We start from the raw sequence: 17,943 nt of genomic DNA, 5'->3' as shown, positions 1-17,943 counted from the left end.
ATCTGATACATAAAAAGCCGAGCGTTTAAGCTCGGTTTTGTCGTTATGCTAGGATGATAAACCTATTTCAAATTAAAAACTCAAATACGGGGTGATTTTCTCAATAGTGGTGCTACCTAAACCCGATACATTAGATAAATCAGAGGCGGAAGTAAATTTACCCACTTTATTACGATATTCAATAATGGCTTTCGCTTTGGTTTCACCGATACCACTTAAAGATTGTAAGGTAGTGGCATCTGCCGTATTAATATTCACTTTTGTGCTAGATGACACCGCGTTTTTCGCTGATGTGACTTTGTCTGTAACAGAAGTTTTGGCGGATGTTGCTTTATCAGTGACCGCGCTTTTGACTGAAGTGACTTTATCACTCACCGCACTTTTTGCCGAGCTAACGGTATTACTGGACGAACTGGCGGTTGAGGTGACTTTCTCAGTCAACGCAGATTTTGCCTTGTCTTTTGCTGCCGATACCACCGTATCCGTCACGCTACTGGCAAATGATGTGGAAGAAATCGCTAAACCGAGACCTAATGCTAAAATAGATGTTAATGCTTTCATTTAAATTCCTTAATAAATAACCGAGTGATTATACTCGCCTTATAAGAGTGCAAAAGAGACAATAAGTTCATTATCATGTCGAATTTATTTTATTCTGTTTGAAAAAAACAAAAAAGCGACCACGCAGGTCGCTCTTTTATCACATAAATCAAATGCAATTAAGCATTTTTCTCCGCTGTTTTCTCCTCTGCTAAGCACACGGCCGCAGTAAACAGAACGTCTGTGGAGGAATTTAACGCGGTTTCGGTGGAATCTTGCAATACACCGATCACAAAACCGACGGCAATCACTTGCACGGCCACATCCGCTGAAATACCAAATAAGCTACAAGCTAATGGAATTAACAACAAGGAGCCACCTGCCACGCCAGAAGCACCGCAAGCACAAACACTGGCCACGACACTTAATAAAATCGCCGTAGGAAATGAAACTTCAATGCCTAAGGTATTGACGGCGGCTAAAGTTAATACGGTAATGGTAATCGCTGCGCCGGCCATATTGATGGTGGCACCCAACGGAATCGAAACGGAATAAGTTTCTTCACTTAAATTCAAGCGTTTCGCTAATTCCATATTCACTGGAATATTCGCCGCGGAACTGCGTGTAAAGAATGCGGTTAAGCCACTCACACGAATACATTCCCAAACTAATGGGTACGGATTACGACGGATTTTCCAATACACAATGGCAGGGTTCATCACAAAGGCCACGAAGAACATGGAGCCAAGTAATACGCTCAATAAATAAGCATAATCGACCAATGCACCTAGCCCTTTATCGGCTAAAGTGGCGGAAACCAAGCCAAACACCCCGAATGGTGCCAAACTAATTACTAAATGCACAATTTTAGACACGGCTTCAGAAATGTCGTTAAACACATTTTTCGTGCTATCAGCAGCATGACGCAAGACTAACCCTAAAGCAATCGCCCACGCAAGAATACCAATAAAATTCGCCTCTGCAATGGCTTTGATTGGGTTATCAAAAATATTAAAGACAACTGTGGTTAACACTTCGCTAATCGATCCTGGCGGTGTTAATGAATTTTCTGCTGCTTGTAACGGAATCGTGACAGGAAACATAAAACTCGCAATTACCGAGGTTAACGCCGCTAAGAAAGTACCACAAATATAAAGCCATACGATTGATTTCATATTGCTTTTGGCACCCACTTCACGTGTTGCAATGGCGGAAACCACTAATACAAACACAAGAATAGGGGCAACCGCACGTAATGCTTTAACGAAAATGCTACCCAACACCTCGAATTTAGCCGCTAACTCTGGTGAAATAATAGCAAGCAAAATACCGAGAACTAAGCCAATGGAAATGCGTTTTACCAAACTTCCTTGGAATAAAAATGAAAATAAACGTGAACTATTCATAAGTCAATCCACTCAATAATGCAAGCGTTTGCCTGCGGTTAATCACACAGATCTTATGATCCAATAAGCGAAATCAAAGATAGCGGAAATTTAAAACAAAAGAAATACCCAACCTATAATTTTCTGTTTTTTTGCAAAAATTTATAAAAAGAATTAAAAAAAATCTAAATTTTACTTGACCAACTGTTCCAAGATACAGTAAGATACAACTGTTCAAACAAACAAGTTAAATTTTTTACAGGGTAATTATTATGAATAATGCAATCAACCACGCTCACTATGCTGATACCAATGCGATGATCGCCAATGATTTTTCTTACCACCCTATTCCTTATTTTGAGGATCGCCAATTTATGACGAAAAATTATACGCGTAAACTGGATCTCAATTTATATTGTATTAAACGCCCGCAACAAACTTGTATTATTCGGGTCACCAATCCTGATATGTTAGCTTGGGGAATTGAGCAAGATGATATGTTAGTGGTGGAAAAAAGTGATAGCTTATCCTTAGGTGATCTTATTGTGATCGACAAGGATCAACAAATGGAAATCTATGAATTTGTCAGCCACAATAACGGTGAGTTTATTTTCTTCCCATTGAGTTCAAAAGCACAGCATATAAAAACCCAGAACTGGGGCGAATTACCCATTGTGGGAACGGTCACCAATACCATACATCAAATTAAACCGCGCAAAAACACAATGAAATTCGCGGCTTAGTGAAACATAATAGAAATCTAATAAAGTCATTTACCTGATTTTGAAAAACCTTGACTATTTTAACGCAGTAGCAAGGTTTTTTTACTGTTAAAATACGGAAAGTGCGGTATAATTTTGGTAATTTTGTAACAAATAATCAAACCATATTCATGATAACTTACTACCAACACCTTGCTGATGAACAAGCCACTTGCCAATTCGGTGCAACATTAGTGAAATTAATTTACAATATCACCGGTGACAACGGCTTTATTATTTATTTGAATGGTGAGTTAGGCGCTGGCAAAACTACCTTAAGTCGTGGCATGATCCAAGGTCTAGGGCATTCAGGCAATGTTAAAAGTCCAACCTATACCTTAGTGGAAGAATATCATTTAGCGGATCGACATATTTATCATTTTGATTTATACCGTTTAAACGATCCTGAAGAATTAGAATTTATGGGCATTCGTGACTATTTCACCGCCAACACGATTTGCCTCATTGAATGGGCAGAAAAAGGCAATGGAACATTACATTCAGCGGATTTATTGATTAATCTTGCCTATGATGAAAATGCACGCCGGATTGAATTAATCGCAAACAGCTCACGTGGTGCAGACATTATTGCCCAATTACAACACATAACCGAATAACTTTATGAAACGTATTTTATTGTTCATTTTGACCGCGCTTTTTTCTTCTGCGAGTTTGGCAGAAGTTTGGACGATTGCTATTGACCCCGGTCATGGCGGGAAAGATCCCGGTGCCATTGGCCGTAACTTACATATTTATGAGAAAAACGTAACCCTTTCTATTGCACGTGAACTCAAGGCCTTGCTTGACAAAGATCCTAATTTTCGCGGTGTGCTGACCCGCAATGGTGATTATTATATTACCGTGCCATCACGTTCTGAAATCGCACGCCGTAATAAAGCCAATTACTTGATTTCCATTCATGCCGATTCTTCACAAAAACCCACCATGCGCGGGGCTTCCGTCTGGGTGTTATCCAATCGTCGTGCCAATGATGAAATGGGGCAATGGTTAGAAGATCACGAAAAGCAATCCGAATTACTCGGTGGTGCCGGAAAAGTCTTATCCCACAGCAATGAAGTCTATTTGAATCAAACAGTGCTTGACTTACAATTTGGGCATAGTCAACGGGTGGGTTATGAGTTAGGCAACACGATTTTACAAAATTTTTCTCGCATTACCCAACTTAGCCGTAGCCGACCACAACACGCCAGTTTAGGCGTATTACGTTCACCGGATATTCCTTCCGTATTAGTGGAAACCGGTTTTCTCTCCAATAGAGAAGAAGAAGCTAAACTCAGTACACTCTTTTATCGTCGTCGCATTGCCTATATTATTTATCAAGGTTTGGTCGATTATCGCCGGAAAAATGGTGGATTGGATGTGAATACAACGGTGGCTTACAAAGATACCACGAAAGATAGCGTGAAAGAAAAGAGTAAAGAAAGCGCAAAACAAGACAGTGCGAAACAAGACAGCAAATCCGCAGAAAAAGACAACAAGAAAAACACAGCCAATGAAGTCAATACAAACCAAGTGACTGACAATAAAGCGGCCACCAATCAAGTGACGGACAGTGGTGTTCGACATAAAGTCAAATCGGGCGAAACCCTCAGTGGATTAGCGCAAAAATATGCGGTGAAATCCGCAGATATTTTGGCGTTAAATCACCTCAAACGTCAAGAATTATGGATCGGCGAAACCATCAAAATTCCCGATAATAATAAAAAAGGCGCGCCATCGACTGACAAAACTGACACGAAAAAAACAGAGCATGCGAGCGAAAAAAACAAAGCCGATAGCCCACCGCATAAAATAAAAGACAGTGGTGTCGTACATCAGGTAAAATCTGGTGAACGTTTAGACAAAATTGCCAAACAATATGCAGTGAGCATAGAAGATATCGTGGCTTTAAATTCACTCAAAAGCCAAACATTGCGTATCGGTGACAAATTAAAAATCCCTGCGAGCACACAAAAGAATAGCGAAAAAAATACCATCAACAGCAAAGAAACGACTAAAAAAGTCGAACCAAAAACAACACAAGAGAAATCGGATAAATCGGATAAAAAAGAAAAAAGTCAGGAAATACCTAAATATCATACCATTGAGAAAGATCAAACGATCTATGCGGTGGGACGTTTGTATGGTATTTCACCGGATAAAATTTTAAAATTAAACCCGAAACTTAAAAACGGGAAAGTCACTGTTGGACAAAAAATCCAAATTCGAGAATAAAGGAAAACATAAACACCATGGCAATTCATATTCTTCCTCCCCAATTGGCTAACCAAATCGCTGCCGGCGAGGTGGTGGAGCGCCCTGCCTCGGTGGTGAAAGAATTAGTCGAAAACAGCTTAGATGCCGGCGCCAGTCAAATTCAAATTGATATTGAAAACGGTGGCGCGAGCCTGATTCGTATCCGAGATAATGGTATTGGCATTGCCAAAGATGAACTGGCGTTAGCATTGGCTCGTCATGCCACCAGTAAAATCACCTGCTTAGAAGATTTAGAAGCTATTTTAAGTCTTGGCTTTCGCGGCGAGGCGTTGGCGAGTATTAGCTCGGTTTCACGTTTGACCCTCACTTCTCGCACCGCCGAACAAAATGAGGCATGGCAAGTGTATGTGCAAGGCCGAGATCAACAAAGTACGATTACCCCCGCCTCTCACCCTGTGGGAACCACCGTTGAAGTGGCCAATTTATTTTTTAACACACCGGCCAGACGCAAATTTTTACGCACAGATAAAACCGAATTTGCCCATATTGATGAGGTAATTCGGCGTATTGCCCTAGCCAAATCACAGATCGCCTTTACGCTCACGCACAATGGCAAAATCGTGCGTCAATATAAAAGTGCGGTGGAAAAAACACAAATTTTGAAACGTGTGGCCGCCATTTGTGGTGAGGATTTTGTCAAACAAGCTCTCCATATTGACTGGAAACACGAGGATTTGCATTTATCCGGTTGGGTCGCGACACCTCAATTTACACGCACGCAAAATGACCTGAGTTATTGTTATATCAATGGTCGCATGGTAAAAGATAAGGTGGTGACACACGCGATTCGTCAAGCCTATGCGGAATATTTAGGCGCCGATCAATATCCTGCTTTTGTTCTATTTTTGGATCTCAACCCCAATGACGTGGATGTCAACGTCCACCCGACTAAACACGAAGTCCGTTTTCAACAAGCTCGCTTAATTCATGATTTTATTTATCAAGGCGTCAGCCATGCGCTGTTGGCTGAAAACCCGTTAGATTTCCAAGCAGAACCCGCTGAACACAACACATTCCCTACCCATCAGGTGCGAGAACCGAGTGCAGAATATCGCCCAAGTATTAAACCAAACCGCCAAGCGGCGGGGACCAATATATTCCATGCTACGGTCAGTTCAGAAACGACAACCCAAACAAAATCTCAGGGCGTAACACCGGTATTTTCGCCACGAGTTGAACATCAAACCCCAACGAAAACGGAACAACGGGTATATACGGATTTACTGCAAACGCCGGAAAATCCCCCTAGCACACCGATTATGGCACTGGATAACCCCGTAGCCACGTCGGTGTTACGTGCGTTAGCCTTAGTGGAAAACAAAGCGCTGTTATTACAACAACAGCAACATTTTTATTTATTACCGCTGGCACGCTTGCAAAAGCAACGCATGGTTTTAGCGCTCAGCCCACAAGGAAACAAGCAACCTTTATTAATCCCTGTGGTATTTCGTTTAACTCCAGAACAATTGACCTGCTGGCAACAGCAAAAAGGCTATTTTGCAGACTGTGGTTTTGAATTTATTGAGAATTTGGCGCAACAACGAATCACCTTAAACAGCGTGCCAACCTGCTTACGTCAGCAAAATTTGCAAAAAATCGTGCTGTCATTACTCCACACCACCAATGAAAAAATCGACGATTTTCGCACCGCACTTTTCGCCATGGTGGAGTATCAAGACACCCACACCTTCGCCAGTGCCGTGAATTTATTACAAGAAGTGGAGCAATTGACCCCGAATACGAGCTTATTAACGTCGTTATTGATTCAGGTCGATTTCTCCAATTATCTTAATTAAGGGAAAATCACCACCATGCCAAACAAACCCCTTGCTATTTTTCTCATGGGCCCCACCGCCTCGGGTAAAACGGATTTAGCCATCCGTTTATATCAATCTTTACCGGTGGAAATTATTAGCGTTGACAGTGCCTTGATTTACCGAGGGATGGATATTGGCACCGCCAAACCTAGCGCCGAAGAATTAGCACAAGCCCCACACCGTCTAATTGATATTTTGGATCCGGCGGAAAGCTACTCTGCTATGAATTTTCGGGCAGATGCCTTGCGAGAAATGGCAGACATTACCGCCAAGGGCAAAATTCCCTTATTGGTGGGTGGCACAATGCTGTACTACAAAGCCTTATTAGAAGGACTTTCCCCGCTCCCCAATGCAGATGAAGGTGTACGTTCAGAGATTGAAAATAAGGCGGAAAAACTGGGTTGGGCGGCCTTGCACCAAGAATTAGCGCAAGTCGATCCGATTTCCGCACAACGAATTAATCCCAACGACAGCCAACGCATTAATCGGGCATTAGAAGTATTTTATTTAACCGGAAAATCCCTGACAGAATTAACCGCGCAAAAAGGCGAAACGCTGCCCTATAATCTCCTGCAATTTGCCATTGCGCCAGAAGATCGTGCGGTATTACACCAACGCATTGCATTGCGTTTTGAGAAAATGATCGCACAAGGCTTTCAAGCGGAAGTGGAAAAACTTTACGCACGCCCTGATTTACATATTAATTTGCCCGCCATGCGTTGTGTCGGCTATCGCCAAATGTGGGAACATTTACGCGGCGATTACGATCTGGATGAAGCCATTTATCGTGGCATTTGCGCCACCCGACAGCTCGCCAAGCGACAAATTACTTGGTTACGAGGCTGGAAAACGCCAATTCAGTGGCTAGATAGCTTACAAAATGAAAAAAATCTCAAAAAGGTTCAACAAGCCTTTGATCTTGCTATGCAAAATTGATATAGTGAAACAGTTAGTTAAAACGACTAACGCATAATAACAATAAGAAGGAAAACAATATGGCAAAAGGACAATCATTACAAGATCCTTACTTAAATGCACTCCGTCGTGAGCGTATTCCAGTATCCATTTATTTAGTCAATGGTATCAAATTACAAGGTCAAATCGAATCTTTCGATCAATTTGTAATTTTATTGAAAAATACCGTCAATCAAATGGTGTACAAACACGCAATTTCAACGGTTGTCCCTGCTCGTTCGGTATCACATCATAATAATAACGGACAGCAACACGCACCCGCTGAAATCGAAACTGCCACAGAATAAGATTGACTGATTTCGATCCCGTTCAGACACAATGTTGTACTGATAACCTGAAAAGTGCGGTAGAAAATTCATCAATTTCTACCGCAGTCTCTGACTTGCGCCAATTAGACCGTGCTATTGTTGTTCACGTTTTTTTCTCACAAGATAAAAATGTGGACGATTTGAATGAATTTCAATTATTAGCCAAATCTGCCCAAGTGGACATTGCCCAAGTACTCACCACCACTCGCTCAACACCACAAGCCAAATATTTTGTTGGTCAAGGCAAAGCGGAAGAAATTGCACAAGCCGTGGAAAAGCATCAAGCGGACGTGATTTTAGTTAACCACTCGCTCACACCCGCCCAAGCACGTAATTTAGAAAGTTTGTGCCAATGTCGCGTAGTGGATCGCACCGGATTAATTTTAGATATTTTTGCGCAACGCGCTCGCTCCCATGAGGGGAAATTGCAAGTTGAACTGGCCCAACTGAAACATCTGGCTACCCGATTAGTACGCAGAAAAACAGGCTTAGATCAACAAAAAGGCGCCGTGGGTTTGCGCGGTCCAGGTGAAACCCAACTGGAAACCGATCGCCGTTTAATTAAAGTTCGCATTACCCAATTACAACATCGCCTCGAAAAAGTGGCGAAACAACGCCAACAAAATCGCCAAACGCGACAAAAGGCCGATATTCCCACTCTCTCCTTAGTGGGTTATACCAATGCGGGAAAATCCACTTTATTTAACCAGCTCACCCAAGCCAATGTGTATGCAGCGGATCAGCTGTTTGCTACCTTAGATCCCACGCTACGCCGTTTAGCCATTCAAGATGTCGGCACCACCATTGTGGCGGATACCGTGGGCTTTATTCGTGAACTGCCTCATGATTTAGTGTCTGCCTTTAAATCCACCTTGCAAGAAACCACCGAGGCCAGTTTATTATTGCACGTGGTAGATGTCGCCGATCCCCGTCAAGCGGAAAATATTGCGGCGGTCAATACGGTGTTACAAGAAATTAAAGCCGATCAAGTCCCCACATTATTGGTGTATAACAAAATCGATCAACTCGAGAATATACCGCCACATATTGAATATAATGATGAAAATCAACCTGTTGCGGTCTATCTCTGCGCACAATCTGGCCTTGGCATGGAATTGCTGCTTGAGGCCATTCGTCAACGTCTAAGCAAGACCATTCTCTCCCTCACTATCCAGTTAAAGCCACAACAGGGCAACATTCGCCATGCTTTTTATCAGCTCGATTGCGTACGTCAAGAACACATCAGCGACCTCGGCGAATATCAATTACAATTGGAAATCGATCAAATAGCATGGTTAAAACTAGTGAAAAGGTTTGAAGAATTAGCGGTGTTTCATCCGTAATAAAACTGTATTAATATACAAAAAAAGCCGCTCAATATTGAGCGGCCTATGTTATAATCTTTGTCGGCTGGTCAGGTGTTATCATTACCTGACTGGCGGGTCAGGTAGTGGCACATCTCGATCAGTTTGTTTTCACATTAACTGATAGGAGATCAGACCGATGAAAATCATACTTTTGATTATTATTGCGTTACTCGTGTTACTATTTAGCTCCCCAGCTTGGTAACACTTGTAACTAGCCAAAGGCGGTAGGGATCTCCTTACCGCTTTCTTATATTATAAAAGCTCAAACAAAATTATCAAGTATTAATTACTTCCCTATCCCATAGGCTTTCAACTTATTCGCAATGGCCGTGTGCGACACACCTAAACGCTGTGCGAGTTTTCGCGTACTTGGGTATTTTTTATAAAATGCACTTAAGACTTGCTGTTCGTAATCTGCCATAATTTGCTCAAGGGTTTTCTGAGCAAAGAGATCAAGAGAAAAAGACTGGCGTTCCATAGAAAGCGGTGCGCTATTTTCCACAAGGTTTAAACCTTGAATAGTCAATTGCTGATGTTCTGCCAATGAGCAAGCCCGATACAGGGCATTATATAATTCTCGCACATTGCCCGGCCAAGGGTAATGCTGCAAATAAGCCATCAATTCTGGGGTAAACTGCGGTGGCAAAATCGCCAGTTTTTGGCTAATTTGTCGAATAAAAAGTTCGGTTAACGGCTGAATGTCTGGTTGACGTTCTCGTAAAGGGGGCATATCCAAGGTTAACACATTCAAACGATGAAATAAGTCATCACGGAATTTGCCTTGTTGCACCGCGTATTGCAAAGATTGCTGCGTCGTACAAATCACGCGCACATCTGCGTAATGTTCCTGTTCTTCACCCACGCGTCGAAAGGTGCCATCGGTTAAAAAGCGTAATAATTTGGCTTGTAGTGGCAAAGATAACTCCGCCACACCGTCTAATAACACGGTGCCACCCTCGGCATATTCAAAAAAGCCAATACTGGTTTTATCCCCTTTGGCTTGACCGAACATCTCACTTTCCGCATCTTCGCTTGGCAAGCCGGCACAATTCACCGCAATAAATTTATGAGCGCGACGTTCGCTGTGTTGATGACAGGCTTTGGCTAATAAATCTTTGCCCGTCCCCGTTTCTCCTTGAATTAACAACGGCGCATTCAACAACGCAAATTTTTGTGCGGTGTCTAACAACGCGTGCATTTTATCGCTATAAGCCACAATATCCGCAAAGGTTGGCATAAAGTGCGGTGCATTTTCTGTCATTTTTGGGTTCTCTTTACCACGTCAGATGACTAAAATGTAAACCAAAATAACAAATCCGTCAATTAATCTTTACAATTTTTCTGATTGTTTCAATTTACTGGCATTCAACACCGTGGCTTTTAAATGGCTTAACACTTCCTGATGAATCTGGCTCAAACGCGGTTTTTCCCCTTTTTGGAAGGCTAATGGACGACAAAATTCCATGGTTTTAATGCCTAAACGTGCCGTCAATAAGCCCGCCCCAATACCTTGCCCGACACGCGCGGATAATTTGGCCAGCATATCTTGCGACAGCCAATCCATCCCCACCTCTTGAATTAACTCCGAAGCACCGGTTAACGCCATGTTCATCAACACTAATTTCATCAAACGCAAACGGCTGAAATAGCCCAGTTCAATACCATATAAGCGGGCAATTTGATTGATTAAGCGAATATTGCGCCACGCCATAAAAAAGGTATCCACCACGGCCAAGGGACTAATAGCAATCACTACCGCGCTTTCTAAGGCGTTTTTCGTAATCAGTTGTTTGGCTTTTTTATCAAAGGGGTGCATCACGGTTTGACTAAATAAAAAGCCCACTTCTTGTGCGTTATGACTTTCGGAAATTTGTTTTTGCCATTGCACAATGCTCGGTTGTTGTGGATCGATCTGCATTGCATCGGCCACCTTTAAGCAAAAGGATTGAGCTTGTTCATTGGAAAAATCTACCTCAAATTGCACCGCGGTTTGTGCCACATTGGTTTGCCAATGGGTGCTTTGTTGCTGCATGAGAAGATGTTGACGTAAATGGCGTAAACGTAAGAATTCTTTTCCGACGGCGCTTATCCCCAACACCACCACAAAAAAACTCACCAAGGCAAAGACAAAATAAATCCATTGATGTTGCTGCCACGTATCCACTAACCATTGAACAGATTGCGCCACCGTAGCCACTAACAATAATCCAAAGGCGATCATCAATCCTCTCACCCACCAGTTGGATGTTGCCCCAATGGCCTGTTCAAATTGTTCCTCTAATAATTCCCCCTCTAAAGGTGAATTGTCCAGTTCAATCTCCGCCTCGGTTTCGCTAAACTCTTGTTTCGATTGAAAAACATTGTCATTTTCCGTTGCTTGGGTTTCATCAAAAATCATTTTATCGTTCATATCTTGTCCTAATCTAACTTATCACCGAGTAAAAATTGTAATACGGTATCCATACGCAAGTGCGGTATGATTTCGCCTTGTTCTAGCCGTTGTGGCTCAAACTGATCAAACTCAAATTTATTCTGTTGCCAAAAAGCCTCGTTGGGAATATTCATTGGCACTGAACCGGGGAACAGCGTTACCCGTTGTAAATCATTGGAACGCACGCCTTGAATGGCTTTGAATTTCTGTCCATTTTGCGTGACGTTCACCTGTTGGGTGGCCCGAATGGCGGCAATCGCACTGTATTCCGTTTCAATGCCCTCAAATTCCACATAGCTCCCGCCTTTTTGCACCAAGTGACGCATTAAACTCATTAAATTTGGCAACTGATCCGTGGTGATGTGATCGGCTTTGGTCGCAATAAACATTAATTTATCAATGCGAGGGGAAAATAATCGGCTTAACAAATGGCGTTTACCATAATGAAAATTTTTGAACAGTTGGGTTAAGCCCTCTTGCATATCCTCAAAGGCTTGACGGCTATGATTGAGCGGTGTCAAGCAATCGGCTAAAATCACTTGGCGATCAAAATGCGCAAAATAATCCTGATAGAACTTTTTCACAATTTTATTACGATAATATTCATAACGTTTTTCTAGCACGGAAAAATAACTGTTTGAACTGGCGGTATTTTTTAACTGTTTCCATTGTTCCTCTGTGAGCTGTAATAATGGGAAAAACTGCAACGCCGGCGCCCCTTCTAATTCCGCCGGTAACACAAATCGCCCCGGTTGAATAAACTGCAAGCCCTGTGCTTTGCAGGCCTGTAAATACGCGGTGTACTCTTGTGCAATATCCGCTAAAACATCTTCATTTGCCACCGCAGTTAATTCTAACTTCGCCACTTTTTTTAACCAGTTTTCGGCTAACTGCTGACGTCCCGCATGAAATAATCCGGATAATTCCTGTGACCATTGTTGATAATTGCGTTCTAACAACGGCAAATCGAGCAACCATTCACCGGGGTAATCAAAAATATCCAGATACAGCGTACCCGTTTCTTTTAAATAACGCATTAGCCCGCTCTGACGTTGATAACGAATGGCCAAACGAGTTTCGCTCACGCCACGGGTGGATTGCGGAAAGTGCGGTGGATTTTGCATGAGTTCCGCCAAATTTCGCTCATAGTCAAAACGTGGCACGCTCAAATCCTGTTGCGCAATACGTTTTACGCCTAAAATACCATGATTGCGTGCTGCATTAAACAGCGGTAAATGGCTATTATCCACACGGTTAATATGTAATAACTGATTGATTAAACTGGTAATAAACGCGGTTTTTCCGCTACGGCTTAATCCTGTCACCGCAATCCGCAAGCTGCGATCTAAACCGCGGTCCATAAACTGATTAATTTCTTTTTGTAAGGTATTGAACATTTTATTTTTAATCTCGGCGTAAATCCTATAAAATTAAGCTAATTTATCATGAATAACTGACATTATGCTTAATATTTTTGCTTTCCGTCCATGCCATTTTCTACTCTGGTGCTTGCTTCTTAGCACGGCAGAATGGGCATTGGCTGCTCCTAAAGTGCCACAAATTATATCAGATAATGGCTTAATTTACTGTACCAATGCCAGTGGATTTTCCTTTAATCCACAAACCGCCGACGCCGGCACCAGCATGAACGTGGTGACGGAGCAAATCTATAATAAATTATTCGAACCCCATCATCACAGTGCAAAAGTGGAGCCCTCCTTGGCGCAATCTTATCGTATCTCGCCAGATGGCAAGACCATCACCATTACCTTACGTAAAGGTGTACAATTTCAGCATACCGCGTGGTTCACGCCAACCCGCCCCTTGAATGCAGATGATGTGGTTTTTTCCCTCAACCGCGTGCTAGGGCATAATACCTCATTACCTGAATTTGCCACCGATAACAAAGACAAGGTCAATCGCCAATATCAAATTTTCCATGAATTAGCCAAAAAATCGCGCTTTCCTTATTTTGAAAGTGTGAAATTGAACCAAAAAATTAAACAAGTGGAAAGCGTCGATCCTTATACGGTGAAAATTGAATTATTTGCCCCTGACGCCTCAATTTTATCCCATTTAGCCAGTCAATACGCGGTGATTTTATCGCAAGAATATGCGTTGCAACTCAATGCTGACGACAATCTCAGCCAACTGGATGAATTACCCGTTGGCACAGGGCCTTATCAAGTGCAAGACTATTTCCGTAGTCAATATATCCGTCTGCAACGCAACGCCCATTATTGGGGAAAAAAACCAACAATCCCGCATATTGTGATCGACCTGTCCACGGACAGAATCGGGCGTTTAGCAAAATTCTTCAATAACGAATGTCAAATCGCCAGTTTCCCTGAACCAAGCCAATTAGGCTTGCTCAAAAACAACGGGGAACGTTTTCAAATGACCATGACCGAGGGTATGAATTTATCTTATCTGGCCTTTAATTTCCTGCGTCCTGCCATGCAAAACAGCCAGATTCGCCACGCCATTGCACAGGCCATTAATCGCCAACGTATCATTGACCATATTTATTATGATACGGCCACCATTGCCAATCGGATTATCCCGCCGGTGTCTTGGGCGTCGCGAGATAATCGACGTGGTTTTGATGACGGCTATAAACCGCTGCTCGCCAAATCGGTGTTGCAAGATAAAAATCTGGTGCTAGAGATGTGGGTGGTGGATCAAGAGCAAGTGTATAATCCGTCCCCGATAAAAATGGCGGAAATGATTAAATCAGATTTAGCCAAAGTCGGCGTGAAAGTCAAAGTGCGGTCCGTTTCGCGTAACTTTTTAATGCGCAACCTGAATAATAAAACCGAGGACTATGACTTAATTTTAAGCGGTTGGCTCACCAGCAGTTTAGATCCCGATAGTTTTTTACGCCCGATTTTAAGCTGTAATACCACCAATGAAATCACCAATTTATCGAACTGGTGTTCACCAAAATTTGATAATTTATTGGATTTAGCCTTGATGAATAATGACATTGCATTACGCACTGCCGATTATTATTCTGCGCAACAAGAAGTGTTAGCGGAGTTGCCGATATTTCCCATTGCCAACATTAAACGGTTATTAATTTCCAATACCAAAGTACAAGGCATTCAAGTGACGCCTTTTGGGAATATCCATTTTGAAAAATTATCTATTAAGGGTAATAAACAATGATTTACGCTTTCTGTCGCCGAATTTTTCTGACCTTTATCAATTTATTTTTATTGTCCGTGGTCTGCTACAATATTTTTATGCGCGATCCCTCTAATCGTTCTTTTTCTGAACCCTATTTCTTTTCGGGCTATGTTAGCTATGTCAGCAGTTTACTGGAGGGCGATTTAGGCATTACCTACAATGGCGGAGATTCCCTTAATTCGGTGATTTTCACGGTTTTCCCCGCCACCTTAGAACTGTGTTTTTTCGCCATTTTTCTGGCATTTCTGTTTGGCGTTCCCTTAGGCATTCTTGGTGCCATGAATAAAAATCGATTATGTGGCAAAACCATCAGCGCCCTGTCCTCTTTTGGCGTCTCCGTGCCGGTCTTTTGGATCGCCCCGATTTTGCTTTATATTTCCGCGGTCTATCATTGGGAAATTTCCTCGGTGGGGCAATACAACGTGTTATATAACATTCCCTCTATCACCGGTTTCGCGGCCATTGATGTGTGGTTTATTGATGTTCCCTACCGCTTGAAAGTCATTCAAAATGTCTATCAACATTTAGCCTTGCCCACATTGGTATTAGCCATTTCCCCCACCATGGAAATTACCAAATTAGTGCAACAACGTACCGAATGGATTTTGGCGCAAAATTATGTCAAATTTTCCATCACCAGAGGCTGGTCAAATTTCTCCATTTTACGCCGTTATGTGTTTCGCAATACATTCCCCGTGTTAATTCCCGAAATACCAAGATTGATCACCTTCACATTGGCCTTATCCATGTTAATAGAAACCACATTCGCGTGGCCGGGCATTGGCCGTTGGTTAATTTTAGCCATGTCCCAACAAGACTATAACAGCATTGCCGTGGGCGTGATTATCATTGGTCTATTTATTATTACGGTCAATATTATGGCCGAATTCGGTTTATTTTTACTCGATCCATTTGGCAAAAAAGGATGGTTAAATAATGCTAGATAAAGAACCTAACGAATTTCGTGAAAGCGATACCTTTAGCCAAATTTGGTTATTATTCCGCAAAAATCGTATCGCCTTATTTAGCTTTTATGCGACCCTTGCCCTGTTGTTGATCGCCATTTTGGCGCCAGTATTGGCACCTTACAGCAGCGATATGCAATTTGTGGGCGAAGAATTGACCCCGCCTTCTTGGAACAGTGCAGGTAAGGTCATTTATTTCTTCGGCACGGATGATTTGGGACGAGATATGTTCAGCCGATTACTCAACGGAATCACCTACACCTTTGGTAGCAGTGTTATCGTGGTCATTCTCGTTGCCATTATTGGTGGTTTTTTAGGCATTGTGGCTGGCATGTCAAAAGGCCTTAAATCTCGTATGCTCGGTCATTTTTTAGACGCGTTTTTATCCATTCCGATTTTGTTAATCAGTATTGTGATTGCGACCTTGATGGAACCGAGCTTGCCCAATGCCATGTTAGCCATTTTACTCGCTTTATTACCGCACTTTATTCACGAAATTTATCAAGCTGTCCATCAAGAGCTACGCAAAGAATATGTCCTCGTGCTAAAATTAGAGGGCGTCTCCAATAGTATGCTGTTAAAAGAAACCATTTTACCCAATATCAGTGTTCGCTATATTCGTGAAATTATTCGTTCTTTTTCCGTCACCTTAATGGAAATCAGTGCCTTAAGTTTTATTTCATTAGGCGCGCAACGCCCGACGCCAGAATGGGGGGCCATGATTCGAGATAGTCTGGAACTACTTTATCTGGCACCATGGACCGTGATTTTACCCGGTATTGCCATTATTCTTTCCTTACTTGTGGTGGTCATCTTTGGCAATGGCTTATGTAAAACAATCGACAAATATTATGAATAGGAGAACACATGGCTTTATTAGATATTCGTAATCTTTGTATCGACACCCAAACCCCACAAGGGCGAATTAGATTAGTCGACAACGTCAATTTAACCCTTGATGAGGGCGAAATTTGCGGTTTAGTGGGAGAAACGGGGTCCGGAAAAAGTTTAATTGCCAAAGTCATTTGCAATGCCTTTAAAGAAAATTGGATTATTACCGCGGATCGTTTCCGCTTTGATGATGTGGAATTGCTCAAACTCAGTCCTTATAAACGCCGTAAATTAGTGGGGAAAGCCATTTCCATGATTTATCAAGAGCCGCTCACTTATTTGGATCCAAGCCGAAAAATCGGCAAACAAATTATTCAAAACATTCCTTCATGGACCTTTAAAGGTCGTTGGTGGAAATGGTTTGGCTGGAAAAAACGCCGTGCCATTGAATTGTTACATCGTGTCGGGATCAAAGAACATCAAGATATCATGAACAGCTATCCGAAAGAAATTACCGAGGGAGAAGGGCAAAAAGTGATGATTGCCATTGCCGTCGCCAATCAGCCGCGTTTATTAATTGCGGACGAACCGACCAATTCCCTTGAACCAACCACGCAATTACAAATTTTTCGGCTGTTATCTAGCATGAACAAAAATAACGGCATGACCATTTTATTGGCCAGTAACGATATCGCCGAAATTAGCGAATGGTGCGACAGTTTCAGCGTACTGTATTGTGGCCAAAACACCGAAATGGGGCCAAAAGAAAGTGTGCTAGAAAGCCCACTCCACCCCTATACGGCCTCATTGCTCCATGCCACACCGGATTTTAGCCAACCCTTGCCACTCAAAAGTCGCTTAAGCACCTTACGTGGCAGTGTGCCATTATTAGAACACATGCCAATGGGCTGTCGCTTGGGGCCTCGTTGTCCATTTGCCCAAAAAGATTGTGTCAACAAACCGCCATTACGGCGTATCAGACAGCGTGAATTTGCCTGCCATCACCCCCTTAATTTACGTGAAAATAACGGCATGAAAGAAACCGCAAGCCCATTATTATTAAATGTTGAGCCAACGCCGCCGATGACTGAATAAAA

The 17,943-nt window shown here is 42.4% G+C and carries 16 protein-coding genes; 11 read left to right on the top strand and 5 right to left on the bottom strand.

The features are described from left to right. Positions 1 to 72: 72 nt before the first annotated feature. Together ACTG7X_RS01065 and sstT are read right to left on the bottom strand one after the other, a co-directional pair. Positions 73 to 561 carry a ComEA family DNA-binding protein gene (locus tag ACTG7X_RS01065; protein ID WP_439256707.1) on the bottom strand — a complete coding sequence of 163 codons (489 nt, stop codon included), beginning with the start codon at positions 559 to 561 and terminating at the stop codon, positions 73 to 75. Positions 562 to 719: 158 nt separating this feature from the next. Next, positions 720 to 1,946 (bottom strand): serine/threonine transporter SstT, encoded by a 1,227-nt coding sequence (sstT, locus tag ACTG7X_RS01060; protein WP_439256706.1) that lies wholly within the window; start codon positions 1,944 to 1,946, stop codon positions 720 to 722. A 251-nt stretch (positions 1,947 to 2,197) separates the two neighbouring features. Here sstT and ACTG7X_RS01055 point away from each other — a divergent pair, with 251 nt between their 5' ends. The 7 genes from ACTG7X_RS01055 to hflX all read left to right on the top strand — a co-directional run bounded on the left by ACTG7X_RS01055 (position 2,198) and on the right by hflX (position 9,406). Continuing rightward, on the top strand, positions 2,198 to 2,668 hold the full coding sequence (locus ACTG7X_RS01055; RefSeq protein ID WP_439256705.1) for a LexA family protein: 471 nt from the start codon (positions 2,198 to 2,200) through the stop codon (positions 2,666 to 2,668). 149 nt (positions 2,669 to 2,817) lie between these two features. Further along, on the top strand, positions 2,818 to 3,303 hold the full coding sequence (gene tsaE / locus ACTG7X_RS01050) for a tRNA (adenosine(37)-N6)-threonylcarbamoyltransferase complex ATPase subunit type 1 TsaE (RefSeq protein WP_439256704.1): 486 nt from the start codon (positions 2,818 to 2,820) through the stop codon (positions 3,301 to 3,303). Positions 3,304 to 3,307: 4 nt separating this feature from the next. After that, on the top strand, positions 3,308 to 4,921 hold the full coding sequence (locus ACTG7X_RS01045) for an N-acetylmuramoyl-L-alanine amidase (protein ID WP_439256703.1): 1,614 nt from the start codon (positions 3,308 to 3,310) through the stop codon (positions 4,919 to 4,921). A gap of 17 nt (positions 4,922 to 4,938) precedes the next feature. Next, positions 4,939 to 6,759, top strand: a complete 1,821-nt coding sequence (mutL, locus tag ACTG7X_RS01040) for a DNA mismatch repair endonuclease MutL (protein ID WP_439256702.1) — start codon at positions 4,939 to 4,941, stop codon at positions 6,757 to 6,759. Positions 6,760 to 6,774: 15 nt separating this feature from the next. Then, positions 6,775 to 7,716 (top strand): tRNA (adenosine(37)-N6)-dimethylallyltransferase MiaA, encoded by a 942-nt coding sequence (gene miaA, locus ACTG7X_RS01035; protein WP_439256701.1) that lies wholly within the window; start codon positions 6,775 to 6,777, stop codon positions 7,714 to 7,716. 59 nt (positions 7,717 to 7,775) lie between these two features. Further along, positions 7,776 to 8,042, top strand: coding sequence for an RNA chaperone Hfq (hfq, locus tag ACTG7X_RS01030; protein WP_439256700.1), 267 nt, complete (start codon positions 7,776 to 7,778; stop codon positions 8,040 to 8,042). Positions 8,043 to 8,089: 47 nt separating this feature from the next. Next, positions 8,090 to 9,406 carry a ribosome rescue GTPase HflX gene (gene hflX / locus ACTG7X_RS01025; RefSeq protein ID WP_439256866.1) on the top strand — a complete coding sequence of 439 codons (1,317 nt, stop codon included), beginning with the start codon at positions 8,090 to 8,092 and terminating at the stop codon, positions 9,404 to 9,406. A 310-nt stretch (positions 9,407 to 9,716) separates the two neighbouring features. Here hflX and ACTG7X_RS01020 read toward each other — a convergent pair whose 3' ends face one another. The 3 genes from ACTG7X_RS01020 to ACTG7X_RS01010 all read right to left on the bottom strand — a co-directional run bounded on the left by ACTG7X_RS01020 (position 9,717) and on the right by ACTG7X_RS01010 (position 13,258). Further along, complete coding sequence (locus tag ACTG7X_RS01020) at positions 9,717 to 10,691, bottom strand: sigma 54-interacting transcriptional regulator (RefSeq protein WP_439256699.1); 975 nt, start codon at positions 10,689 to 10,691, stop codon at positions 9,717 to 9,719. A gap of 69 nt (positions 10,692 to 10,760) precedes the next feature. Then, on the bottom strand, positions 10,761 to 11,840 hold the full coding sequence (locus ACTG7X_RS01015) for a YcjF family protein (protein ID WP_439256698.1): 1,080 nt from the start codon (positions 11,838 to 11,840) through the stop codon (positions 10,761 to 10,763). 8 nt (positions 11,841 to 11,848) lie between these two features. Further along, positions 11,849 to 13,258, bottom strand: coding sequence for a YcjX family protein (locus ACTG7X_RS01010; protein WP_439256697.1), 1,410 nt, complete (start codon positions 13,256 to 13,258; stop codon positions 11,849 to 11,851). 64 nt (positions 13,259 to 13,322) lie between these two features. On the opposite strand from ACTG7X_RS01010, the gene ACTG7X_RS01005 reads away from it, so the two are divergent. The 4 genes from ACTG7X_RS01005 to ACTG7X_RS00990 are packed head-to-tail and all read left to right on the top strand — an operon-like array spanning position 13,323 to position 17,941. After that, entirely contained in the window at positions 13,323 to 15,029 is a 1,707-nt protein-coding gene (locus ACTG7X_RS01005; protein ID WP_439256696.1) for an ABC transporter substrate-binding protein, read from the top strand. Next, positions 15,026 to 15,997 carry an ABC transporter permease gene (locus ACTG7X_RS01000; protein ID WP_439256695.1) on the top strand — a complete coding sequence of 324 codons (972 nt, stop codon included), beginning with the start codon at positions 15,026 to 15,028 and terminating at the stop codon, positions 15,995 to 15,997. The genes ACTG7X_RS01005 and ACTG7X_RS01000 overlap by 4 nt, the downstream gene beginning before the upstream one ends. Next, positions 15,987 to 16,874 (top strand): ABC transporter permease subunit, encoded by an 888-nt coding sequence (locus tag ACTG7X_RS00995; protein WP_439256694.1) that lies wholly within the window; start codon positions 15,987 to 15,989, stop codon positions 16,872 to 16,874. The genes ACTG7X_RS01000 and ACTG7X_RS00995 overlap by 11 nt, the downstream gene beginning before the upstream one ends. Before the next feature lie 8 nt (positions 16,875 to 16,882). Then, on the top strand, positions 16,883 to 17,941 hold the full coding sequence (locus tag ACTG7X_RS00990) for a peptide ABC transporter ATP-binding protein (RefSeq protein ID WP_439256693.1): 1,059 nt from the start codon (positions 16,883 to 16,885) through the stop codon (positions 17,939 to 17,941). Positions 17,942 to 17,943 lie beyond the last annotated feature (2 nt).

It is taken from the genome of Lonepinella sp. BR2271 (genome assembly GCF_051851515.1).
Classification (GTDB): domain Bacteria; phylum Pseudomonadota; class Gammaproteobacteria; order Enterobacterales; family Pasteurellaceae; genus Lonepinella.
The sequence above is the reverse complement of the archived record's forward strand: the minus strand, read 5'-3'. Positions and strand labels throughout refer to the sequence as shown.